Annotated in this window: 20 protein-coding genes; 10 read left to right on the plus strand and 10 right to left on the minus strand. The window is 63.0% G+C overall.

Annotation, left to right across the window (positions count from 1 at the left end):
* Positions 1 to 54: 54 nt before the first annotated feature.
* Positions 55 to 1341 (minus strand): AMP-binding protein, encoded by a 1287-nt coding sequence (locus tag KIO74_RS03575; RefSeq protein WP_213330588.1) that lies wholly within the window; start codon positions 1339 to 1341, stop codon positions 55 to 57.
* Between the two features lie 43 nt (positions 1342 to 1384).
* On the minus strand, positions 1385 to 3241 hold the full coding sequence (locus KIO74_RS03580) for an extracellular solute-binding protein (RefSeq protein WP_213330590.1): 1857 nt from the start codon (positions 3239 to 3241) through the stop codon (positions 1385 to 1387).
* Positions 3242 to 3619: 378 nt separating this feature from the next.
* Between KIO74_RS03580 and KIO74_RS03585 the strand changes: the two genes are divergently transcribed.
* Positions 3620 to 4408, plus strand: coding sequence for an invasion associated locus B family protein (locus KIO74_RS03585; protein WP_213330592.1), 789 nt, complete (start codon positions 3620 to 3622; stop codon positions 4406 to 4408).
* 163 nt (positions 4409 to 4571) lie between these two features.
* Here the strand turns inward: KIO74_RS03585 and hspQ are convergent, their stop codons facing one another.
* The gene (hspQ, locus tag KIO74_RS03590) at positions 4572 to 4901 is read right to left on the minus strand and encodes a heat shock protein HspQ (RefSeq protein ID WP_213330594.1); all 330 of its coding nucleotides are present in this window, start codon (positions 4899 to 4901) and stop codon (positions 4572 to 4574) included.
* 237 nt (positions 4902 to 5138) lie between these two features.
* The gene (locus tag KIO74_RS03595) at positions 5139 to 6437 is read right to left on the minus strand and encodes an FAD-dependent monooxygenase (RefSeq protein WP_213330596.1); all 1299 of its coding nucleotides are present in this window, start codon (positions 6435 to 6437) and stop codon (positions 5139 to 5141) included.
* 287 nt (positions 6438 to 6724) lie between these two features.
* Between KIO74_RS03595 and KIO74_RS03600 the strand changes: the two genes are divergently transcribed.
* Positions 6725 to 7456, plus strand: a complete 732-nt coding sequence (locus KIO74_RS03600; RefSeq protein WP_213330598.1) for a TerC family protein — start codon at positions 6725 to 6727, stop codon at positions 7454 to 7456.
* Between the two features lie 15 nt (positions 7457 to 7471).
* Here the strand turns inward: KIO74_RS03600 and KIO74_RS03605 are convergent, their stop codons facing one another.
* Positions 7472 to 9190 (minus strand): SulP family inorganic anion transporter, encoded by a 1719-nt coding sequence (locus KIO74_RS03605; protein ID WP_213330600.1) that lies wholly within the window; start codon positions 9188 to 9190, stop codon positions 7472 to 7474.
* Between the two features lie 110 nt (positions 9191 to 9300).
* Between KIO74_RS03605 and KIO74_RS03610 the strand changes: the two genes are divergently transcribed.
* The 5 genes from KIO74_RS03610 to KIO74_RS03630 all read left to right on the plus strand — a co-directional run bounded on the left by KIO74_RS03610 (position 9301) and on the right by KIO74_RS03630 (position 15085).
* On the plus strand, positions 9301 to 10269 hold the full coding sequence (locus tag KIO74_RS03610; RefSeq protein ID WP_213330602.1) for a quinone oxidoreductase family protein: 969 nt from the start codon (positions 9301 to 9303) through the stop codon (positions 10267 to 10269).
* Positions 10269 to 11879, plus strand: a complete 1611-nt coding sequence (locus tag KIO74_RS03615; protein ID WP_213334032.1) for an ABC transporter ATP-binding protein — start codon at positions 10269 to 10271, stop codon at positions 11877 to 11879. Before KIO74_RS03610 ends, KIO74_RS03615 begins: the two co-directional genes overlap by 1 nt.
* Complete coding sequence (locus KIO74_RS03620; RefSeq protein WP_213330604.1) at positions 11869 to 12945, plus strand: ABC transporter permease; 1077 nt, start codon at positions 11869 to 11871, stop codon at positions 12943 to 12945. Before KIO74_RS03615 ends, KIO74_RS03620 begins: the two co-directional genes overlap by 11 nt.
* A complete protein-coding gene (locus KIO74_RS03625; RefSeq protein ID WP_213330606.1) occupies positions 12942 to 13859 on the plus strand; it encodes an ABC transporter permease in 918 nt (305 codons plus the stop codon). Before KIO74_RS03620 ends, KIO74_RS03625 begins: the two co-directional genes overlap by 4 nt.
* A 167-nt stretch (positions 13860 to 14026) precedes the next feature.
* Entirely contained in the window at positions 14027 to 15085 is a 1059-nt protein-coding gene (locus tag KIO74_RS03630) for a BMP family ABC transporter substrate-binding protein (protein WP_502762011.1), read from the plus strand.
* 364 nt (positions 15086 to 15449) lie between these two features.
* On the opposite strand, the gene KIO74_RS32610 is transcribed toward KIO74_RS03630, so the two are convergent.
* The 3 genes from KIO74_RS32610 to KIO74_RS03645 form a co-directional block, all read right to left on the minus strand.
* Entirely contained in the window at positions 15450 to 16004 is a 555-nt protein-coding gene (locus tag KIO74_RS32610) for a helix-turn-helix domain-containing protein (protein WP_502762012.1), read from the minus strand.
* 451 nt (positions 16005 to 16455) lie between these two features.
* Positions 16456 to 17274 carry an SDR family oxidoreductase gene (locus KIO74_RS03640; RefSeq protein WP_213330610.1) on the minus strand — a complete coding sequence of 273 codons (819 nt, stop codon included), beginning with the start codon at positions 17272 to 17274 and terminating at the stop codon, positions 16456 to 16458.
* A gap of 113 nt (positions 17275 to 17387) precedes the next feature.
* Entirely contained in the window at positions 17388 to 18311 is a 924-nt protein-coding gene (locus KIO74_RS03645) for an SMP-30/gluconolactonase/LRE family protein (RefSeq protein ID WP_213330612.1), read from the minus strand.
* A 396-nt stretch (positions 18312 to 18707) separates the two neighbouring features.
* On the opposite strand from KIO74_RS03645, the gene mltG reads away from it, so the two are divergent.
* From mltG to gmk, 3 genes are all read left to right on the plus strand, one after another.
* Positions 18708 to 20063, plus strand: a complete 1356-nt coding sequence (mltG, locus tag KIO74_RS03650; protein WP_502762013.1) for an endolytic transglycosylase MltG — start codon at positions 18708 to 18710, stop codon at positions 20061 to 20063.
* A gap of 238 nt (positions 20064 to 20301) precedes the next feature.
* A complete protein-coding gene (locus tag KIO74_RS03655; RefSeq protein WP_213330616.1) occupies positions 20302 to 21189 on the plus strand; it encodes a YicC/YloC family endoribonuclease in 888 nt (295 codons plus the stop codon).
* Positions 21190 to 21193: 4 nt separating this feature from the next.
* The gene (gene gmk, locus KIO74_RS03660; protein ID WP_213330617.1) at positions 21194 to 21835 is read left to right on the plus strand and encodes a guanylate kinase; all 642 of its coding nucleotides are present in this window, start codon (positions 21194 to 21196) and stop codon (positions 21833 to 21835) included.
* Positions 21836 to 22059: 224 nt separating this feature from the next.
* On the opposite strand, the gene KIO74_RS03665 is transcribed toward gmk, so the two are convergent.
* Positions 22060 to 22839, minus strand: coding sequence for an outer membrane protein (locus tag KIO74_RS03665; protein ID WP_249730842.1), 780 nt, complete (start codon positions 22837 to 22839; stop codon positions 22060 to 22062).
* Between the two features lie 601 nt (positions 22840 to 23440).
* A complete protein-coding gene (locus KIO74_RS03670) occupies positions 23441 to 23695 on the minus strand; it encodes a con-10 family general stress protein (RefSeq protein ID WP_110375364.1) in 255 nt (84 codons plus the stop codon).
* Positions 23696 to 23867 lie beyond the last annotated feature (172 nt).

Raw genomic sequence — 23867 nt, forward strand, 5'->3', positions numbered from 1 at the left:
AGATCGTGTCCGGGATCCATAACCGATCAGGTCGAAGCGGCCCGGAAGGCCCCCTCAGGGAATTGGTTCGACAGCGGCGATAAGGCCACCCGTCAGCTTGGCCTTGAAAGGCAGATGGTGCCAATCGTTCTCGGGCGTGTCGGCCGAGGGAGGCGGGCTGTCGTCGACCAGCGGGATTGAACCGGTCGCAGCCCCGCGCGCCATGACGGCTCCATCGCGCCCGATATCGACCTCCAGCAATGGAATTCCACCAGGAGCAAGCGCGCCAAAGGCGCCCAGCTTCAGCGTCGGTCCTTGCGCGTCGCGCGCCGATGCCATGAGCGCGACTTCGCCGACCGTCAACATATCCACGACTTGCGCAGCATGGGCCCTGCCGAGCGGCAGCTCAACCGGCGCCTTGTGCACAAGCACGCAGGTGAGCTGGTCGTTGTCCAGAAGACCCGCCTCGGCGAGCAGATCCTCGATCCAGCCCGGAGCGACCAGGGTTGCTGGCGGGTCGGCGCTCAGGTCACGCACGAGTTCGTCGCCGTCGAACAGGGCCTGCATGGTGAGCGGGCAGTCGGCGGCGAGCGCCGCGACGAGGCCGCTCGCCAGGCCGCCGAGATCGTCGGGCGGGAGAAGGCTGACGACCCGGCTTTCGCTGCCGAGCCGGGCGGCGAGCACCAGGGGCAATGTCGCGGCGATCAACGTCGACTCAGGCCTCAGCAGCGGCAGGAAGCTGTCACCATATCGCTCGAAGGTGATCAGTCCGGGCGAGGGGGGCGGGCCTCCGATGTCGCCGAGCTCCTCGAAATCCCTGAGCACCTGGTCGTTGAGTGCCTGGTCCAGCGAGATGACCCCGTCCGGTATTTCGTGACCAAACGAGCAGATGAAGCGCAGGCCGACATTGTCGGCGGCAATCGCACAGGCGAGATCGGCGGGACGCACCTCGCCGAGGCGATCAAGCGTGATGATGGCTGGGATTTTGGCGGCTTCGACCGCCGTCACCAGGTCTTCGCTGCCCCAGCCCAGCGACAGTAGGCAGGGCGTGTAGCCGGCCCGTAGCGCGGCGAGGATGGTCACGCAGGCTTCCGCGCCGTTCGGCAGCAGAATACCCAGCGGGCCGCCGCGTTCGAGAGGCAGGTGCTGCAGAAAGGAAGCGAGGCGCCGCACCTGCGCATAGGCGGCTGTTGTGGTCAGCCCATGGCGGGACCAGGCGGTCACCATGTCCGCAGGCGGCGACGAAAAGGCCATGCGGCTTGGCTCGCGCGAGGCGGCGCCGGCCAGGAGGCGGCCCAGCCTTAACTGTGGTGTCGGCACGTTAGGCCGGCCCGCATCGAGGGGCGCATGGGGCGCGACCAACCTCAACTCCTTGTTGCGATTCGTATGGTGCGAGTTTGCCCTGTCAGGGCACCGCGTGCCACCAGCTTTCGATCGCGGCGCCCGTTAGTGGGGTATAATTCGGGCGTTTCACGTCGGCGCGGCGCGCGATCCATTGATCCGGCGCATAAAACAGCGGCACCACGTAGTTTCCTGAAAGAAGAACACGGTCGAGCGCACGCACTGCGGCGACATAGTCCTCCCAGGATTTTGCGGCGAGCATAGCGCGGATCATGGCCTCCGCCGCGGGCTCGCGGACGCCGGCGTAGTTGAGGGACATCTCGCGATCAGCCGATGCCACGCTCCAGCGATTCATCTGCTCGCTGCCCGGCGAGGCCACGACGTTCCATATGTTGAGGATCATGTCGAAGTCAAAAGACTTCAGACGCTTCCAGTATTGCGCCTCGTCGACGAGGCGGACGCTGGCGATGACGCCAATCCGCTGCAGCGAGCGCGCATAGTTGAGCGCGAGCCGCTCCTGGTCGCGAGAGACGACCATGATTTCGAAATTGAGCGCCTCATCGCGCGGCCCATCCGCGATGGGGCGAACCATATGGGAGCCATTGAGCTCATAGCCGGCGCTGGCCAGGACATCGATGGCGAGCCGGGCGCTCTGGCGATCGCCGCCGGACCCGTCGGATTGGGGTGGCGACCAGCGTCCCTCCATCACATCAGGGCTGACCGCACCGGGAAACGGAGCGAGGAGGTCGCGCTCACGCTGGCTGGCCGGCCGGCCGTGAGACGACAATTCGGAGGCCGCGAAATAGCTGTTGCTGCGCTTGTAGAGGTCGAAGAACAGGTTCTGGTTGATCCATTCGAAGTCCAGCACCTGGGTGAGGGCTTCCCGGACCCGGATATCCGAGAACAGGGGCCGTCGTGTGTTAAAGACGAAACCGGACATGGGCTTCGGCGTGCCCGTCGGCAGATGCTCGCGGATGACGAGGCCGTTCCGCAGTGCCGGAAAATCATAGCCTGTCGCCCAGCGGCTCGCGCTTTGTTCCAGCCGCAGATCGTACGCCCCGGCCTTGAAGGCCTCGAATTGCGTGTTCACGTCGCGGAAATAGGTCAGTCGAATTTCATCGAAATTGTAGAGACCTCGCGTGGTCGGGAGATCCTTGGCCCAGTAGTTCGGATCACGTTGGAAGGTGATGCTGCGGCCCGCGTCGACGTTTGCGACCACGTAAGGGCCCGAGCCGATCGGCGTCGTGAAGGTCGTCGTCTCGAAGGTATCTGGATTGATGGCGTGTTTGGGAAGCACCGGCATCTGCGCGATGACCAGCGCCGTTTCGCGGTTCCCGGCGACGAGGTCAAAGCGAATCGTGTGGGGGTCAATGATGCTGACCTTGGAGACGTTGCTGTAGTAGCCACGCTGGTAAAGCTGGCCCTTTTCCTTCAGGAGCGCCCAGGAGAATTCCACGTCGGCGGCCGTAATGGCCACGCCGTCGGAGAAACGCGCCCGCGGATCGAGGTGGAAGACGATAAAGCCGCGATCATCCGGCAGTTCTACAGCCCTGGCGATGAGAGCGTAGAGGGAGAAGCTCTCGTCCTCTGACCGCGCCATCAGCCCCTGGAAGACGAGCATCGAGGGCGCGCCGATCTGGCGGTTGCCGAGCCAGATGCCCTGTGCGGAGATTCCCTTCGGCACGAACGGGTTGAGGTTGTCGAAGGTGCCGATGATGCTCAGGCGCAGAGTGCCGCCCTTGGGCGCATCGGGATTGGCATAGGGAAACGCCTGAAAGTCAGCAGGAAGCGCGGGTTCGCCATAGGCCGAAATCGCCGTGCGCGATTCGCCTGCCACGGCGATGTCCGAACCGAGCGCCGCGACCAGCAGCGTCACGATCATCAGGATTCGCTCAAGGCAGCGGTATGGCATGCGACTCATTTTTTACTGGCTGCTCACGGGCTCGCGTGTTCCGATTCGACCGCATATTAGTGTATGTGGATTCGCCGGATATACCCGCCTCCGATCACAATAGCAGATGTTATCCGCGGGAGCGCGGCAACCCGCGAACGGCTTGTTGGGGAATAGCGCCCTGCTTGGCGCGGAGATGCGCATTTTCACCGTAGAGCAGGGGCATCACGCTCTGGAAACATCATTGCGAACTCGCTAAAGAGACAGCAGTAAGGTCATTCAATAGCCGCATTCGACGCAGATGCAGCAGGCTGCTTCATCGGTCCGGATCGGAACCGGATCGATGGGCAATGAGCCGGAGCCGCTCTATGCGTATCGAGCTTGGTCAACGCTAAAGAGGATTATTTGATGCCCCGCGTGAGAAAATCGACGCCGATCCGGTTGTCGGTCAGCGTCACAGCGACACTGCTGGCCGGCATCACCGCGCTTGCCCCTGTCGCGGCTTTTGCTCAGGCCCGGCAGCCGCAGCGGCCCCAGGCGCAGCAACAGCAGCAGCCCGCCCAGCAGGCGCCGCAGCAGCAAGGCGGCCCTACCCTGGTGCAGGTCAAGCCGGAGCCGTCGCAGACCGACTGGACGAAGGTTTGCGGCAAGGATCCGGCCAATAACAAGGAAATCTGCTACACGACGCGTGATTTCGTCTCGGATCAGGGGCAGCCCGTCCTGGCGCTCGCGGTCTACGACGTGAAGGGCGACCAGACGCGTATCGTCCGCTTCCTGATGCCTCTGGGCCTGCTGCTGCGCCCGGGCATCCGCTTCACCGTGGATCAGGGCGCGGCGACGCCCGGCGCTTACGCCATCTGCTTCCCGAACGGCTGTTTTGCCGAGGCGCAGGTGAAGGACGACTTCATCAACTCGTTGAAGAAGGGCAATACCCTCAACGTCAGCGTGCAGAACCAGGTCGGTAACGAAGTCACCTTCGCTGTTCCGCTGGCCGGTTTCACGAAGGCCTTCGACGGCGCGCCGATCGATCCGAAGGTTCTCGAGGAGCAACAGCGCAAGCTTCAGGAAGAGCTCCAGAAGCGGTCTGAAGAGATGCGCAAGAACATGGAACAGCAGGGCGCGGCGACGGGTGCCGTTCCGGCTCCTGGGTTGGCTCCCGCTCCGGCAGCCCCGGCGGCGCCCGCGCCCGCGCGTTGATCGAAACAGAGTGACGGGCGCACTTCCCTCAGTCACCCATCATTGGAATGGCCGCCCGACAGCGCTCGGGCGGCCATTTCTTTTGGTTAAGGTCGATCTTAGCGTGGGGACATTGTCCGGCTGTCGTTGAGCGGAGCCCGTCCGGGAGGGGCACAAGCCTGCTCTAGTTCCGATGGCTGCGGCGCATATGGTAGAGCCCGTCGTTGTCCCGCTCGAAGGCCTCATCGACCTGCGGGTGACGGACGGGATCGCCTGATGTATCGGGCACCAGGTTTTGCTCCGACACATAGGCCACATATTCCGAATCCGCATTCTCGGCGTAGAGGTGGTAGAACGGCTGGTCCTTGGACGGGCGGCGATCCTCGGGAATTGCCTGCCACCATTCCTCGGTGTTGTTGAACGTTGGATCGACGTCGAAAATGACACCGCGAAACGGATAGATGCGGTGTTTGACGACCTGGCCGATCGAGAATTTTGCAGTGTGATGTTTCATCAGGCTGGTCGTTCCGAAATTCTGAGGCCTCGGCGGGAAACAGGTGCCGCCATTGGATCGCATCCGCGCGTTCCGGGTGCGCTGTCCCAAATGCCGAGGCGCCGAAGATTTCAATGGTTTCATGATCCTGGATGTGGTCCGCCTGATCCACAGCCATGATTGTGTCTTTTGGGTGAGGTGCGATTTCCTTTCAATCAGCGGTGCGCATCAGTATCAATGATTTGATTGGTGGCGGGCTTAGAGGCCTGTCTCCACGCTCGGTTTCGACGTCAAACGCGCCAGGCGCGATGGCAGGAGCGATGGCCGCAACCCTTCCCGCATCGCAAGTCGCCGGATTGGCGTGACGCTGGCGAGGGCGAGGAGGGCGGCGCCGCGAAGCCCGTCAACGGGCAGCAGATCGGTCATGAGCGAGCGATTCATCAGATCGATAGCACCGGTCCGCAAGGCTATGTCTGTCTTGCGATCGCGGGCGTAGCGGGCGAGGGTGGCCTCCGCGCCGATATCGCCGCCGCGCCCGCGAGCCTCGACAACGACATCCCGCAGCGCCGCGATATCCCTCAGCCCCAGGTTGAGGCCCTGCGCGCCGATGGGGGGCAGGACATGGGCCGTCTCCCCAACCAGCGCCAGGCGTCGGGAGCAAAGGCGGTCGGCCGTCTGCATCGTCAGCGGGAACGCCCCCCGGTCGCCCTCCAGGCGCATGGCTCCTAGCATCGATTGCGCCTGCCGTTCGACCGCGCGTCCGAACGCGGCTGCGTCAAGGGCCTGGAGAGCTTCCGCTTCCTTGTCCGCGCACACCCAGACGAGGCTCGAGCGGTTGCCGGGCAGGGGCACGAGCGTGAAGGGCCCCTGGCGGGTGTGGAACTCGGTGGACCGGTCACGGTGCGGCCGGTCGTGGCTCAGGATGGCCGTGATCGCGACCTGAGGATAGGCGCGCTCATGGCAGGTTATGCCCGCCTCCGCGCGCATGCGGGACTGGCGGCCGTCGGCGGCGATGACAAGTCTGGCCTTAACCGCGGATCCGTTATCCAGAATGACGGTTGCGCCGGTATCGCCTTCGCCGGCATGGAACTCCGTCGCGAGACGTGGAATGAGGACGAGGCCCGGATCGCGCGAGGCCTTGTCCATCAGGAAAGCCACGAGATCCTTGTTCTCGACGTTATAGCCGAAGGCCGGCAGGTCGAGTTCGCCCGCCCGGAATATGACGGGTGGTATCCGGAACAGGCTTCCGGTGTCATCGATGATACCGAGTTCTGCGAGGGGCGATTGTCCGAGCGCGTCCTCGTCCCAGGCGCCGATCGCCGTGAGAAAGCGCACGGATCCATCAAGAAGGGCGGTGGTGCGGCCGGGAGCGGGGGGCGCCTGCGTTGGACCTACAACGGCGACCGCCAGTCCCTCGCGGGCAAAGGCCATCCCGCCGGCGAGGCCGATGGGGCCTGCGCCGACGACGACGATATCGAAATATCGGGGCTCGCGCGTCTGGGCCAAATCGCCGTCCGAATCATTGGTCAAGCCGTTGTTGACCCTATTTGTCTGCATCTCAGTCGATCCAACCACATCCCATCGGCACTGTGTCTCATCGGGCGCTGCGGTGGTAGCGTTCTCGCCGATCAGGCGCCACTTCAAACTTCGTCGCACAGCATGATACAGCGTCTGGACGGTGGGCACGACAGGCATTTTTCGCCGAAACAGAGAGCAGGTTGAGAAGATACGCGCACTGCCTGGGGTTTGTTCTTTGGAATTTCACAAAACTGGGCAACGATGACTTAGCTTGCGAATTGCTGCAGAAGTCATCGTGATATCTCCGTAATAATGGAGCGCCGGGCATGTTTGCATGGATGTCGGATCCGAGTGGCTGGGCGGCTCTTGTCACACTGAGCGCGATGGAGATCGTGCTCGGCATCGACAATGTCGTCTTCATCTCGGTGCTGGTCTCACGCCTGCCGACGGCTCAAGCGGAGCGCGCCCGACGGATCGGCCTGCTGCTCGCCCTCGTCTTTCGCGTGCTGCTGCTCTTCACGTTGACCCTCATACTGACCCTGACGCAGCCGGTGTTCACCGTCTTCGGTCACGGCGTGTCCTGGCGGGATATCATTCTTCTCGCCGGCGGGCTCTTCCTCATCGCCAAGGCGACCCACGAAATCCATGCGGAAATCGAGGGAGACGAGAACGACAACGACGCGGCGGTGCCGGGCGGGATGGGCATGGCGATCCTGCAGATCGCGATCATCGATCTCGTCTTTTCCGTCGATTCGATCGTGACGGCGATCGGCATGGCGCAGGACATCTCGATCATGGTGACGGCCGTGGTCATCTCGATGGCGGTCATGTATGTGGCCGCCGGCGCCGTCAGCGGCTTCATCACGCGCCATCCGACAACCAAGATGCTGGCGCTGAGCTTCCTGATCCTCATCGGTGTATCGCTTGTCGCCGATGGCGGCGGCCTGCACGTGCCGCGCGGTTATATCTATGCGGCGATGGCTTTCGCCGCAGCTGTCGAGGCCATCAATATCTGGGCCGGGCGAAACCGGCGCAAGCGCCGCGCGGCCCAGCGCTGAGGGCGGGGGCGCTGCTCAGGGCGTGGAAGCCAATGTTCCGATCGTTCGGATGGCGAGGGCGCGGGCGCTCTCCACATCCGGCGCATAGGAGACAACCGGCGGCTTCAGCCCCTCCTGCTTCAGAATATGGCGCACCTCCGGCTTCGCGCCACACACGACGACTGTGGCGCCGTTGCTCCTGAGCGTATCGACGGCCAGCTTCAAGGAGAGCGCCGCGGTGGAATCGGCGAGCGGGACCGGTGACAGATCGAGCACGACCGCCTTGGGGAAGATGCCCATCCGCTCGAGGACCGACCCGATCGTCGAGGCCGCGCCGAAGAAGAGCGGGCCGGAGATCTGATAGACCTGCACGTCGCCATCCCCGGATGCGCTGTAGGAAGGCGCCTCCACTTCGCTGTCGGGTATATCGGCACTGCCGGCGGCAATGCTGGCGCCGCCCGTCGACACGGAGACGAGATCGGCCATCCTGTGCATGAACAGGAAGCTGCCCATGACGACGCCGACCGCGATGCCCATGGCGAGGTCGTGGAGAATCGTGACCAGGAAGGTCGCGAGCAGCACGAGTGCCTCACCGCGCGATTGCCTGAGGATCTGCACGAAGACATGGCGCTCGGCCATGTTCCAGCAGACGACCGCGAGCACGGCGGCGAGCGCCGCGAGGGGCACATAGGCGATCAGCGATGCCGCGAAGAGGAGAAACAGGAACAGGAATATCGAATGCAGGATGCCCGACACGGGGCTCGTGGCGCCCGCCCGGATATTCGTGGCGGTACGGGCGATGGTGCCTGTCGCGATCAACCCGCCGAACAATGCGGTGACGATATTGGCCGCGCCCTGGGCAACCAGCTCGCAATTGGAGCGATGCCGGCGGCCTGTCATGGTATCGGCGACGACGGCCGAGAGCAGCGACTCGATACCGCCGAGCAGCGCCATGGCGAGGGCGTCCGGCATCACCGCGACGACGGTATCAAGGGTGATGTCGGGCAGGCGCGGGGCCGGCAGTCCATCCGGGATGGCACCGAAGCGCGTGCCGATCGTCTCGACGGGAAGGCCGAGCAGCGATGTGACGGCGGCTGCCAGCACCACGGCGATCAGGAAGCCCGGCCAGCCCGGGCGCAGCTTTCGCAGTCCGACGATAAGGGCAATCGCACCGAAGGAGAGGATGGCGGCTGCGGGGTTGATCGTGCTGATGCTCTCGCCCAGGGCCTCAAGCTTGGGGATGAGCGCCGCCGGCTCGGTGCCTGGAAGCGTCAGGCCCAGCAAGTCGCGGATCTGGCTTGCGAAAATGATGATGGCAATGCCGCTGGTAAAGCCCACGGTGACCGGATGCGGGATAAACTTGATGTAGGTACCGAGCCGCAGGGCCCCGACGAGCATCAGGATGATTCCGGCCATGATGGTGGCCAGCAGGAAGCCGTCGTAGCCGTGGCGCGAGATGGTCGCGGCGACAAGCACGATAAAGGCGCCTGCCGGACCGCCGATCTGAAAGCGGCTGCCGCCGAAGGCCGAGATGATGAAACCGCCGATGATCGCGGTCACCAGGCCGCGATCCGGCGAGGCGCCGCTTGCGATGGCGATCGCCATGGACAGGGGCAGGGCGACGACGGCCACCGTGAGCCCCGCGACCGCGTCGGCGCGAAGGCGCGCGAGCGTATAGCCCTCGCGCCATACGGTGACGAGTTTTGGTGTGAAAAGGTTGGATGGCGTCGTGGCGGAAGAGGGGAGCGGGTTCATGGCTTTTCGGGAGTAAATTACATTGCGCATTTGTAGTATATGCTATTCGCGAAATCGTTGCTCCGGCGCCACTTGCATAGCTAACATGCGCGCGCCATAAGGAGTTGATCATGAAGGCCATACGCGTTCACGCCCCCGGCGGGCCCGAGACCTTGCGTTTTGAGGATGTCGAGGTCGGCCAGCCCGGCCCGGGCGAGGTACGGATTCGCCAACTCGCGATAGGCTTGAACTTTCTCGACGTTTATCACCGTAGCGGACTTTATCCCCTGCCGACGCCCTTCATTCCGGGCTCCGAGGGTGCGGGTGAAGTCGTCTCCGTCGGCGAGGGGGTTGACGAGTTCGTGCCGGGCGACCGGGTCGCCTATGCTGGCGCCATCGGCGCCTATGCCGAGGAGCGTCTCGTTCCCGCGTCGGTTCTCGTCCACCTTCCAGGCGCCATCGATTTCGAGACTGCGGCCGCGATCATGCTGAAAGGCCTGACCGCGCAATATCTGTTGCGGCGTACCTTCAAAGTGGAAGAGGGCCAGACCATTCTGTTCCACGCGGCGGCGGGCGGCGTCGGCCTCATCGCGACGCAATGGGCCAAGCATCTCGGCGCCACCGTCATCGGAACAGTGGGATCGCCCGAGAAGGCCGAGCTTGCCAAGGCCCACGGCTGTGACCACGTCATACTCTATCGCGAAGAGGATTTCGCGAAACGCGTGAGGGACATCACCAACGGTCAGGGCTGCGCGGTGGTTTATGACAGTGTCGGCAAGGCGACCTTCCCGGCCTCGCTCGATTGTCTCACGCCTCTCGGCATGTTTGTCAGCTTCGGATCATCGTCCGGACAGATCGACGCGTTCAATATCAATATTCTGTCGCAGAAGGGGTCATTGTTCGCGACACGCCCCTCCTTGAACGCCTATATCGCCCGGCGTTCAGATCTCGTCGACATGGCGGCGGACCTGTTCCATGTGGTGCAGAGCGGGGCTGTGCAGGTGCGAATTGAGAAGCGCTATGCGCTCGCCGACGCTGAGGCCGCGCACCGGGCTCTGGAGGGCCGGACGACCACCGGCGCCACGGTTCTTCTGCCGTGATGGAGGACGCGTCGTCGCTCACCGACGGCCTGCCGCAATCCTCGTCGCCCTCGCTCGTCTCGCTGGAGCGCATCTCGAAGCGCTTCGGCGATCTCCTCGCCAATGACGCGGTCGACCTCACCATCGGGCCGGGCGAGATCCATGCGCTGCTCGGTGAGAACGGGGCGGGAAAATCCACCCTCGTCAAAATTCTCTATGGGCTGATCGAACCGACCGAGGGCGAGATCCGCTGGAAGGGCGAGATCGTTTCCCTCGACGGGCCAATGGCGGCGCGGGCTCTCGGCATCGGCATGGTGTTCCAGCACTTTTCGCTCTTCGACAATCTCAGCGTCATCGAAAATGTCGCCGTGGCGCTGTCGCCGGACCTTTCGCTCGACACCATCGCCCGCCGGATCCGCGATCTCGGGGGTACATTCGACCTCGCGCTGGATCTGAACCGACCCGTGTGGACCCTGTCGGCCGGTGAGCGACAACGCATCGAGATCGTACGCTGCCTGCTTCAGGATCCCGAGCTCCTCATCCTCGACGAGCCGACTTCGGTTCTCACGCCGCAGGAGGCGGAGGACCTTTTCGGTACGTTGCAGCGCCTGGCCGCGCGCGGCTGTGCCATTCTCTACATCTCCCACCGGCTCGAGGAGGTCCGGCGGCTCTGCCACCGCGCCACGGTGCTGCGCGCCGGGCGCGTCGTGGCGACGCTCGATCCATCCTCGGTCTCCGCGCGCCATCTCGCCGGATTGATGGTGGGCGCCGAGATCGGGGACGTGAAGCCCGCGCCCGCCCATGACATGAGCATCGAGCGGCTTGTCGTGACGGGCTTGTCGCTGCTTTCGGAAGAGCCGCACGGCATCGATCTTCAGGACGTCGGGCTGAGCGTGCGGGGAGGCGAGATCGTCGGTATCGCCGGGGTTGCCGGCAATGGCCAGAGCGAGCTTTTCGCCGCGCTCTCGGGCGAACGTCTCTGTGACGACCGCGCCATCCTGCTCGACGGCGAGGCGATTGGGCATCGCGACATCACCGCCCGGCGCGACCGGGGCGGGGCCTTCGTGCCCGAGGAACGCCTCGGCCATGGTTCCGTGCCCTCGCACCGGCTGGGAGAAAACACTCTCCTGTCGCTGCACGGCGCGGACGGCTTCGTGACCGGAGGGGTCGTCCACGCAGGCCTCGCGCGCCGATGGGCCGCCCGTATCATCAAGGCTTTCGATGTCCGCAAGGAGGGTGTCGACCCGCGCGCCGAGACACTCTCGGGTGGCAATCTCCAGAAATTCGTCATGGGCCGCGAGATCCTGCGGGAGCCCGCAGTACTGGTGGTCAACCAGCCGACCTGGGGCGTCGACGCGGGGGCGGCGACGACCCTGCGTCAGGCGCTGATCGATCTGGCGGCCAAGGGGTCGGCGGTCATCGTCATCAGCCAGGATCTTGATGAGCTGTTCGAGATCGCCGACCGCATCGCCGTCATTCATGCGGGCGAACTCACCGTCGCGGAGCCCACGTCACGTCTGACGCGCGAGGCGATCGGCCTCGCGATGGCCGGCGCCCGGGAGCATGCCGGGGCGGCGGCGCAGGCCGAAGGCAGGGGCGCGGCGCATAAAGGTGCGACACATGCGCATTGAACTTCTGCCACGGCGCAATGTCTCGCCTGTGGCGCGCATTCTCGCCCCCCTTGCGGCGCTCGCGGTCTCCTTCCTGATCGGCGGTCTCATCCTGGCCGCGATGGGGCGCTCGCCCGTCGGGGCTTTCGACGTTTATGTGGTGCAGTCGCTGTCGGACGCGTGGGCGCTCCAGCAGCTGGCGCTCAAGGCGACGCCCCTCGTCATCATCGCCGTCGGGCTGTCGTTCTGCTTCAGGGCCAACCTCTGGAACATCGGCGCTGAGGGGCAATATGTCGTCGGCGCGTTGTGCGGCGGCTGGGTTGCGCTGGTCACCCATGGCAGCGATGCGGGTCTATGGGTATTGCCGGCGATGCTGCTGGCGGGGATCGTGGGCGGCGCGCTCTGGGCGCTAATCGCGGCGGGTTTGAAGGTCGCGTTCGGCGTCAGCGAGATCCTGACGAGCCTCATGCTTGTCTACGTCGCTGAATACTGGCTCGATTATCTCGTCCGCGGCCCCTGGCGCGATCCCAAGGGTTTCAACTTTCCCCAGACCGTGACCTTCGATCCCTCCGCCACACTGCCGATGCTTGGCGATCTGACCCTGCACGCGGGCGTCGCGATCGCCATCTTGGTCGTTCTGGCTGCGGCCTTCATCCTGCGTTTCAGCCTGTTCGGCTATCGGTTGCGCGTCACGGGCGAGGCGCCGCGTGCCGCGCGTTTCGCCGGTTTCTCGCCCGCCGCGACCACCCTTGCGGTCTTCGCCATATCCGGCGGGCTCGCGGGGCTTGCCGGTGTCATCGAGGTGAGCGGCTCGATCGGCCAGCTCAAGCCGAGCATTTCGCCGGGTTATGGATTCACCGCGATCATCGTCGCCTTTCTCGGCCGTCTTGATCCCATCGGCATCCTGGTCGCGAGCCTTGCCATGGCGCTCACGATCCTCGGTGGCGAGGCGGCGCAGATCGCCCTGCGCGTGCCCTTCGATTTCACGCGGGCTTTCCAGGGCATCCTGCTGATAGCCATCCTCGTCGCCGATTCCCTCGTCACCTATCGCCTGCGCATTTCGGCGGGCCGCCGGGCCGTTGCATGACCATTTTCGAGGCCATCCTTCTCACCATCGTCACGGCATCGACCCCGCTGCTGCTTGCCGCCCTCGGAGAGCTCGTGGTGGAGCGGGCAGGGGTGCTGAACCTCGGCGTCGAGGGCATGATGGTGATGGGCGCGGCCTGCGGTTTCGCCGGCGCCGTGACATTCGATTCGACCATCGCGGGCATCCTGTGCGGCATCCTCGCCGGGATGGTGCTCGCCCTCGTTTTCGCGATCGCCGTCCTCGGGCTGGCGGTCAACCAGGTCGCGGCGGGGCTGGCGCTGACCATCCTGGGCCTCGGGCTCTCCGGCCTTATCGGCCAGCCCTTCGTGGGGGCGCAGCGGGACGTGATCGCGCATCTCAGCCTGCCGGTGCTGACCGATCTGCCGGTCGTCGGGCGTCTCTTCTTCGGCCAGGACGCCTTCGTCTATATCTCGCTCGCCGCGACCATCGCGGTCGCATGGTTCCTGGCGCGCAACCGCGCTGGACTGAGCTTGAGGGCGATCGGCGAAAATCAAGGCTCTGCCCACGCGCTCGGGCTGCCGGTCATCAAGACGCGCCTCATCGCCATTCTCTTCGGAGGCGCCATGGCCGGGCTCGCGGGGGTCTATCTATCGCTCGTCTACACCCGCTTCTGGTCGCCGGGGATGACGGCCGGGCGGGGATGGATCGCCGTGGCTCTTGTCGTCTTTGCCGGCTGGCGGCCCGGGATCCTGCTCATCGGTGCCTATTTATTCGGCGCGGCGACGGTGCTGCAGCTCCATGCCCAGGCCGCCGGCTTCGGTCTGCCGTCCCAGGCGCTCGCGGCCTTGCCCTATCTTGCGACCATCGTCGCACTCGTGCTGCTGTCGCTTCGCCGGAAGGGGGCGACTGCGGCGCCTGGCTCGCTCGGACAGCCCTTCGCGCCGGACAGATGATGCGCGTGACGTGGCGAGCGTCGCAACAGCTGGGGAAAGTCCCAGGCTCACCTGCTCCCGCGGCATGTGAGCCGGCATCAATAATTGTGTGGCACGAGGCTCGCATGTAGTGTCCCGCAATCATTTCCAGCTCGGGATCAGGGGACGGCTGCCTCATGAAGCAATTGATGTCATTGGCCTTGGCGGCGCTCGCGCTTGGCCTCTCGCCAGTTTCCTCCTCGGCGCAGGAGAAGCTCAAAGTCGGGTTCATCTACGTGGGGCCGGTCGGGGATCACGGCTGGACCTACCAGCATGATGTCGGCCGCAAGGCGGTCGAGAAGGCTTTCGGCGACAAGGTCGAGACGACCTATGTGGAAAGCGTGCCCGAGGCCGATTCCGAGCGGGCCATCGAGCAGCTGGCGCGGACCGGCCACAACCTGGTTTTCACGACCTCCTTCGGTTTCATGGAGCCGACGCTGAAGGTCGCGCGGAAATATCCGAAAGTGCGCTTCGAGCACGCCACCGGCTACAAGCGGGCCGACAACGTGTCGACCTACGGCGCGAAGTTCCATGAGGGGCGTTACATCCAGGGGCAAATCGCCGCCAAGATGTCCAAATCGGGTATCATCGGCTATGTCGGCGCCTACCCGATTCCCGAGGTCGTGGCGGGCATGAATGCCTATTTTCTGGGCGCCCAGGCCATCAATCCCAATATCAAGCTGAAAGTCGTCTTCGCCAACACCTGGTATGATCCAGGCAAAGAGGCCGACGCCGCCAAGGCGCTCCTCGACCAGGGCGTGGATGTCCTCACCCAGCACACTGACAGCCCTGCGCCTCTGCAGGCCGCCGAAGCGCGGGGCAAGCTCGCTTTCGGCCAAGCCTCCGACATGGCGCGATTCGCGCCCAAGACGCAGCTAACAGCCGTCGTCGACCATTGGGACGATTACTATATCGAGCGGGTCAAGGCGGCGCTCGAAGGAAACTGGAAGTCCCAAGATACCTGGGGCGGCATGAAGGAGGGTATGGTGTGGATGGCGCCTTACGCCAACATGCCGGAGGATGTGGTGAAACTCGCCAAGGAGACCGAAGAGGGCATCAAGTCCGGCGCGGTCCACCCCTTCGCGTGTCCTGTCTACGAGCAGGACGGCTCGGAAGTGGAGTGCAAGGGCGGCAAAGCTCTGTCGGACGAGCAGATCCTCGGCATGAACTTCTTCGTCAAGGGCATCGACGACAAGCTGCCGCAGTAGGCCACCTGTCCCCATAACCGGCTCGCTCAGTTATCGGCCTGTGGCGTGCCGGCCAGCGATTTTCGGATCAAGGAGGCCAGCCCGGAGGGGCTGGCTTTTCCTTGGGGTGGACGACCGCGCCACCGGCGCCGGGACTGGCCTCGTTGGAAAGGCCGTCCCGTGAACCGTTCCTCCCGGGGTATCGTCGGGGCAGGGCGCGCGAGCCGTAGCCCCCGCACAACGCGCTTATCCCAAGCCCGTGGAGGCCATGCCCGTCAGACTCGTGGGGACTTCATTCAGGGTGAGCGCAACTAAACGGTTCTGGCGGTCGGCAGACGCGCGGTCTTGGCGCTTGGGAGCGCGTGAAGAGAGCGCCGCGCCGGCTTCAGGCGCTCGTATCTTCAAAGCGCTGTTTGGTTGTCCGGCCGTCTCCGGAAATCTCAGCGGCGTCGTTGTCCGCGGCGGCGAGTGCAGGCGTCGGACTCACCATCTGCGGCAGACCTATATTGCGCTGTGAAAGCCTCTCGCGCAGAAGCTCGTTCTCAAGGGTCTTCTTGCCGAGAAGACGCTGCAATTCGCGGATTTCGTTTTTCAGCGCCAGATAACTATTCTGGTCGACCTTGGCCTCCGACGAGACCGGGGCAGACACCTTGCCCGAAAACAGGTGCTTGTGGATAAGTGGTTCATAATACTGCAGAACCTGTACGATAAACTCGTTCACGTCGACGTTGAGGGCTTTTGCCCAAACCGCGTATTTTTCAGTCGGAATTCGACCGCGGCCAATCTCAATCTGTGAGATAAAAGTATAATACTCAATATCGATCAGTCGCGCGAAATCCCGCTGCGAAAGACCGGCGCTTTCACGAAGTGCCTTCAGCCAACGTCCGCCACGACGTCGTAGTTCGAGAGCCTCATCATTCAGGCTTTTATTGCCAGCCATTCATCGGGATCCATTTGTTTACTTACGCGCGAACCTCCCCCCACCTAATTAGTCCAGATCAAGCTCCGGAAATCTCCCAGCAAATTCAATTGCTAGGCATGCCAGCTGAACAAGCTGTATGTGACTTCATATATCGGCGAAAGCCAATCGTGGCAAGTCGGCGTCCAATCGTAGCGTAAGTGCTATACGGATTCGAAGAGCCTTTACTTCTGATTACTATAGTACCGTCAATCGATATTTTCGATGCATTCGCGATCTCTCCGCCACGCAGGCCCCTCGCGTCGGGCGGTCTATCGCGGTTGTAAAAAACTATATGTATTGTCGTATGTTAAAGCGAAAGACGCCGACGCGGGATCATATACGTCGACGCTGTTGCTCCTGGTGAGACGCATGCCTGCCCTGCCAAGGGCGGTTGGCTTGCAATGTGTAACAATCGCCGATTTTTTCAGATTTATGACGACCAGTTCGTTTTGAACTCGCCAAACAGCGTCAGACCGCCGCAGGCATAAATGGTCTGTCCGGTTATGTAGCGCGCCTCATCCGAGGCGAGAAAGGCGAAGATCGGGGCAATTTCCTCGGAACTCGCGGCATAGCCCATGGGAATATGACGCTCGACGTCCGCTCTTTTCCGGGGATCGTCCACCCAGGCTTCGTTGATGTCAGTGGTAATCGCACCAGGGGCCACCGCGTTGACCCGCACATTCTTGTCCGCGAATTCAAGCGCCAGCGTGCGCGTGAGGTTAGCCATGCCTCCCTTGCTCATCGAATAAGCAAGGTAGGTTGGTTTTGGAATAATTTGATGCACGCTGGAGGTGTTGATGACGATGCCGCCTCCCGGTCTGGACAGGAAATGGTGTATAGCACCGCGCGCGCAATAGGCCGCTCCCAGTAGATTGACGCCGAGGATTCGCTGCAGGTCGTTGTCGCTGACCGTGTCACTTGGTGCTGGCGCCTGAATGCCGGCGTTGTTGACGAGGATATCGAGGCGCCCCCAGCCCTTTACCAGGGCCGCGATCATGGCTTCGACGGCGCTGCTTGATCCAACGTCAGCCAGCACCACACGGTGATCGCGTTCGCCGAAGCCAGCTTCCGCGCTCGCCGCCTGGACCGCCGCGAGGGTCTCGTCCGCTGCCTGCCCGTGGGAGACGGCGTTGATGGCGACCGTCGCTCCCTCACGGGCATAGTGTATGGCGACGGCGCGGCCGATGCCGCGCGACGAGCCGGTGATCAAGGCGAAGCGGTCTTTCAGGCGCTGGGGAGTGGAATTCATAGACTGTCCAAACTGTCTTGACGGTGGGGCGCCATAACTGGCGAATACTTAGCAATGCTAACTATTGCCTTCAGGCTCGACGGCGGCGCGGCTCGTCGTCGGCCCGCGTAATGTCATCTCGCGGTGTCGGGCCTCAGTGCGCCGTGCGCACGGAGATAGACAGCGTAAAGGGAGGTTGTGGCGCAAATGTAAAGCCTGTTGCGTTTCGGCCCCCCGAAGCACAGGTTGGCGACGACCTCGGGCACCTTGATCTTGCCGATGAGCGCGCCGTCGGGATGGTAGCAATGCACGCCGTCGCCCGCGCTCGTCCAGATATGGCCGGCAGTGTCGAGGCGCAGGCCGTCGAACAGTCCCACCGTCGCCGTGGCGAAGACCTCGCCTCCGGAGAGCGCGCCTTCGGGCGACACGGCGAAACGCCTGATATGGCGCGGGCCGTTCTTCACGTGGGTCGCGCCGGTGTCGACGACGTAAAGCATGCGTTCGTCAGGGGAGAACGCCAGTCCGTTCGGTTTTACGAAATCGGTGCCCACGGCTGTGAGCTGGCCGTCCGCAGACAGGCGATAGACGTGCGATGCGCCGATCTCCGATGCAGCCGCATCGCCTTCATATTCAGAATCGATGCCGTAGGTCGGGTCGGTGAACCAGATGCTGCCGTCCGATTTCACAACGACGTCGTTGGGGGAGTTCAGGCGCCTGCCGTCGTGGTGGCTGGCGAGCACGGTCCTGCGGCCATCATGCTCTGTGCGCGATACGCATCGCCCGCGATGCTCGCAGGAGATGAGACGCCCTTCAAGGTCGACGGTATGCCCGTTTTCATTGTTGGCGGGCGCCCGGAAAACAGAAACTGAACCATCCGTTTCGTCAAACCGCATCAGGCGGTCGTTCGGGATATCCGACCAGACCAGGTATCGGCCGGCCGGAAAATAGGCCGGGCCTTCGGCCCAGCGGCTGCCAGTCCATAATTTTTCGAGATGCACATTGCCGAAGACGAGCGATTCGAAACGATCGTCGAGAACTTCAAAGGCTTCCGTCAGCATCAATTTCCCCCTTTGTCCCGGTCTTTGTGATTGTGTGGACAATCGCCGATCGACGCTTAAGCCGATCGACCACATAGGATCCGTATTCATTAGGTATCGCGGCCATTGTGGCCGGGCGCAACTCCTTCCATTGGTCGTTTCGCGCGCTGTCGAAAATATGTGCGTCACATGCGTGCGAAATGACGGCGATGGCTATCGGAATTGATCGTGGGAGCAAGGACAGGTACTATCCGTTGATAGATAGCGGCCGGAGCCGGGCTCAATGGACTCGGCAAGTGGACACCACGACTCTCGCCGTTGCGAATTGGCGAGGGACAGGCGCGCTTTCGCCACAATTTTCGGTAGTTTGGTCGTCGGGCGTGAGGCCCGTCGCTTGAGGAAGAGCAGAGCCTCCGCATGAACAGCGATGATCGCAAGGACGATCGCCAGCCCCGGTCTAAGCCTTTGTCTGCGCCCATGCGGGCTTTGCGCATCGCTCCCCGTAGCCCAAGCGAATCGATCAAGCCCATGGCCGCACCTCCGCCTCCACCGCAGATTCGACGCGAGCGCCGACGCAGTGGCTTCGTGTCGCGTTTGAGCGGGGCTCTGACCTTCCTTCTCGTCGCCGCCGTTGTTGTCGGCGGGGCTTTCTACATCGGACGGCTGGAGTATCAGCTACCGGGCCCCCTGCAGGAGGACAAGATTATCACCGTGCGCGGTGGTAGCCAGACGGTTGCCCAGACGCTCGAGCGGGAAGGGGTTATTTCAAACCCGCTGATGTTCGTGATCGGCCTGCATCTCTATGGCGTGAAGGACGACATCAAGGCTGGCGAATATCTGTTCAGGCAGCGCTCGAGCCTCAAGGACGTCATGGACGTGATGGTCACCGGCAAGAGCGTGCTCCATCCCATCACGGTGCCTGAAGGGCTGACAAGCGAACAGATCGTCGCGCGCCTGATGGAGAACGATCTCCTGACAGGCGAGATCAAGACCATTCCACCGGAGGGCAGTCTCCTGCCGGAGACTTATCGCGTACCACGCGGCACACCGCGCCGGCAGATTCTCGACAAGATGATGGCTGACCAGCAGCGGATACTGCAGGAGGTATGGCAGGCGCGCGCGCCAAGCGCGTTGATTGCCTCGCCGGAGCAACTCGTCGTCCTGGCGTCGATCGTCGAGAAGGAAACGGGCCAAGCTGATGAGCGCCCGCGGGTCGCCGGCGTTTTCGTCAACCGCCTGCAGAAGAAGATGCGTCTTCAGTCGGATCCAACCATCGTGTACGGCCTCGTCGGCGGCAAAGGCACGCTGGGGCGCCCGATTCAGCGCTCGGAGATCACCCAGGCGACGCCTTACAATACCTATGTCATCGATGGGCTTCCGCCAGGACCCATCGCCAATCCCGGGCGCGCCGCGCTGGAAGCCGTCGCCAAGCCTCTGGCGACGAAGGACCTTTATTTCGTCGCGGATGGCACCGGCGGTCATGCCTTTGCCGAAACCCTCGACCAGCATAATCGCAATGTCGCGCGCTGGCGCCAGATCGAGGCGAGTGGACGCGCGTCGACGCCGGCTGTGGACCACATCGAGCCCCCTAAGGATGAGACCCGCGGCGAGGCGGCGCCAACGGGCCCTGGGGACGTGCAGAGAACCGTCGCCCAAGGTAACAACGGGCCCGGTTTCGACGCCTCTGAAGGCAAGGCCTTCGACCCCTTGCGCAATACCACCTATGACTTGAACTCGCCGAAGACGGTGCCGCCGGCTCTTCTGAAGCGCTGACCACGGCAGACCCTCGTCCCAGGCGATGAGGGTTGCCAAAGATGCCCAGCGACGTGAGGCGCATCGCCGACGATCCCATGCCCAGGCCGTGCGCGCGGTGGCCAACCCTGGCACCCTGGTCTATCCTGTTGTCAACGCGGCGTATTTTCCGCAACCTTCTACACATCCTCTGCTGATGGGATAAGGTGCCGCCTTTCGCAGGCTGCGATAGATGGGTTGAAGGAAGGCGGATCGTTCGATGACAATTGCGAGCATGACCGGGTTTTCCCGTGAGACCGGCGTTAGCGGGCCATTCCGCTGGGCCTGGGAAATCCGCAGCGTCAATGGGCGCGGACTCGACATGCGCCTCAAGACGCCCGTGGGCTATGAAGCGTTCGGTGAGGAGGCGCGGCTGGCGCTGGCCAAGGCAGTGACACGCGGCACCTGTCATGTCGGCCTTGTCGTCAGCAAGGTTGAGGCCGATCCGACTATCCGCATCAATGAAGAGGCGCTTGCTGCCGTGCTCGCGGCCATCAGCCGCGTGGACCTGCCCGACGGCATCCGCCCGGCCTCGCTTGACGGGCTTCTCGCCATTCGAGGCGTCGTCGAGGCGAGCGTCGAGGATGATGCGCCCGATGTGCAGGAAGCGCTGGCTGCTGATCTCAAGGCGGGCCTCGGCCGGGCCGTTGCCGGCCTCGTGGCTGCCCGGGCAAGGGAAGGCGTCGCGCTTGCTACGGTTCTGAGCGAGCAGCTTGATCGGATCAGCGCTGCAACTGCGGCCGCGGAGGCCAATCCGGCCCGGCAGCCGGAAGCTGTCCGTGCTCGTCTCGCAGAGCAGGTCGCGCTTTTGCTCGAGGCGACCCAAGCTCTGGACGCCTCGCGTCTGCACCAGGAAGCCGCATTGCTCGCGGCCAAGGCGGATATTCGGGAGGAGTTGGATCGTCTGGCGGCCCATGTCGTGGCAGCCCGTGGCCTTCTCGCCGAAGGAGGCGCCTGCGGGCGCAAGCTCGATTTTCTCGCCCAGGAGTTTGGACGCGAGGCCAATACCTTGTGCGCCAAGGCCAATGACGTGTCGCTCACCACGATTGGGCTTGATCTCAAGGCGACAATCGATCAGTTCCGTGAACAGTCCCAGAACGTCGAGTAGGCTGATGGCTTCCGCTGATATTTCCCGCCGCGGTTTGATGCTCATTCTGTCGTCGCCCTCCGGTGCCGGCAAGACGACGCTGACCCGCACTCTGATCGAGCAGAAAGAGCTTGAATTACAACTGTCGATCTCCGTGACGACCCGCGCGCGGCGTCCGTCCGAGGTGGGCGACGTGCACTATCACTTCATCGAGAAGGACCAGTTCATATTCCGGCGCGATCGGGGCGACTTGCTCGAATGGGCCGAAGTCCATGGCAATTTCTACGGAACACCACGGCAGCCGGTCGAAAAGGCCCTTTCCGAGGGGCATGACATGGTGTTCGACATCGATTGGCAGGGCACCCAGCAGATCGTCGAGAAAATGCGCGACGATGTGGTGACGGTGTTCATTCTGCCACCGTCCTTCGCCGAGCTGCGCAGTCGCCTGGACCGTCGCGCCGAGGATGCGGCTGACGTGATCGCCAAGCGTCTGGAAAACGCCCGCACGGAAATCGCGCGTTGGGAGGCCTACGACTATGTCCTGATCAACGACGATCTCAATCAGGCCTTCAAGCAGCTTGTCGCCATTTTAACCGCTGAACGCCTGAAGCGCCAGCGCCGGATCGGCCTGCCCGCCTATGTGGAAGGCTTGCTCGGCGAGAACTGATCGGCTGAGGAGCGCTCCGTCGGGGGGGGGGCTGATCCGATTTGGATGGATTTACATAGAAACATCCAAGCCTTGGTTCTTCGCCGATGTCCGGTCGATACCGGTTTGTAACAGGCCTGATCTTTCCTGAAAAAAAAGCGGAGGGTGCAAGCACCGCTCCGCTTTCTCTGGACCGTTTGTCCGGGCGAATAACCTATGAAGGCTCCGCCCGGACGGTAACGCGATCAGAAGCTCGAGAACTTGTAGTTCAGACCAGCGCGAACCACACCGAACTCCGTGTCCTTGCGGTTGCTGCCACCGAAGGCGGCGGCGTCGTACACGAAAGCGTTGTTGCCGCTCTTGCCGAGGTTCACATAAAGACCCTCGATGCGGGCAGTGATGTTGTCGGTGAAGGCGTATTCCACACCACCACCGACCGTCCAGCCGGTGCGAGTATCGTCACCGTTCTTGTAGTACAGGCCATTGTAATAATAGCCGTTGCTGTCACCACCGCCATAGGCGAAACCACCGGTCGCGTAAATCAAGGCACGATCGACAGCGAAGCCAAGACGGGCGCGCACGGTGCCGAACCAATCGACGCCGTTGCTTTGCGAGCCGATATAGCCCGCGGTGCCACCGTAGAAGCCACCATTGTTGTTCGACTTCATATCGGCGTACTGGATGTCGGCTTCGACACCCGCAACGAACTGACCGAACTGGTAGTTATAGCCGATCTGGCCACCACCGACGAAGCCGCCGTCGCTGCCGCTGCTGCCCGTGCCGACGTAGCCGCTGCCCGGGACATAGACAACGTTGTTGTTGTTATTGTTCGTGTTCCAGCCGTAACCGGCGTTCACACCGACATAGAAGCCGGTCCAGGTGAATATCGGAACGATGGGCGCGATGGGGGCCACCGGGGCCACCGTGCGAGAGGGCAGATCCGCAGCGAGGGCCCCAGTTGCAAGCCCAGCGCTCGCTATAACCGCGGATGCCGCGACTGCTGCGAGAAAAGTGGCGCCTTTCATGATCAACTCCATTTGTACCGTAAGCGCATGGGGCAGGCTGTCCGCCCAGCTAAAAGAAGACCAGCAGCTAAGATCTCGTGCTGCTGACCCCAGATAAGCAATCCCGACCCTCACAGAACTGCTTATGAGCTATCGTTAAGTGCCAAAAGAAGGGCAAAAAGCGGCGAGGGAATGGCACGATTAGGAAAATCGGCCTTCAGAATGCATCTGTAGCGAGTGATGTATTCAAGACACAATCAAATCCCGACGTGTAGGTACTCAGTGCCGCTTCGGCGGGGTTTGCGCGGGCGTCTTACGGTCTGCACCGGTTGGTGGCGGATATTTAGTGGAAGATTTATCGGCTGGTGCCCGCGTCATACTCGGCGGGTCGCTCGCCGGGAAACTGTCCTCAAGGCTCTGGTCGAGTTTGTCTTCGATGGCACGGGCCGTTTCCTTGCGCGCCGGCCCCTTTCGGTCGGAGCCAGAGGCTGGTTGCTGACGCATCCGTTTCTCCCTTCAAGTCTTTAACCTTGCCTTTGCCGAAAAGGTCCTCTGGAAGGGTGGCTTCCAAAGGACGAATGCATGCCCGGCATATCAGCCGGAAAAACAGCTCTCACCGGGGCTAGCGGGTGCTGTGCGAGGCTTGGCCGCCCTTGCGTCCCGCTTGTGCGGCAAGATCGGGATTCTGCGAGAAGCTGCGCTTCTCATCAGGAACGCTACGTCCTCCCTTGCGGCCCGCCTTGGCAGCAAGCTCGCGATTTTGGGAGAAGCTGCGCTTCTCGTTTGGCACGCTTTGTCCGCCTTTCGACGCAATTGCGCGCTGTTTCGCCTCGTCCATAGAGGCAAAGCCTCGGGTCGATGATTTCTCTTTTGGCATACGCCTCTCCTCAGCGTTGATCGCGGCGCTCGGCGACGTCGAGGGGTAAACGCGTTGAAGTAGGTGAGGTTCCCGTCATGATTACGTTTGCTCGACTTCGTCGCATCTGGGGACTGTTGTGGCGAAAAGCCTCTGACGACGCATACGTTCAGGAAGGCTTCCTAGCCTGTGC

Source organism: Chelatococcus sp. HY11 (genome assembly GCF_018398335.1).
GTDB lineage: Bacteria > Pseudomonadota > Alphaproteobacteria > Rhizobiales > Beijerinckiaceae > Chelatococcus.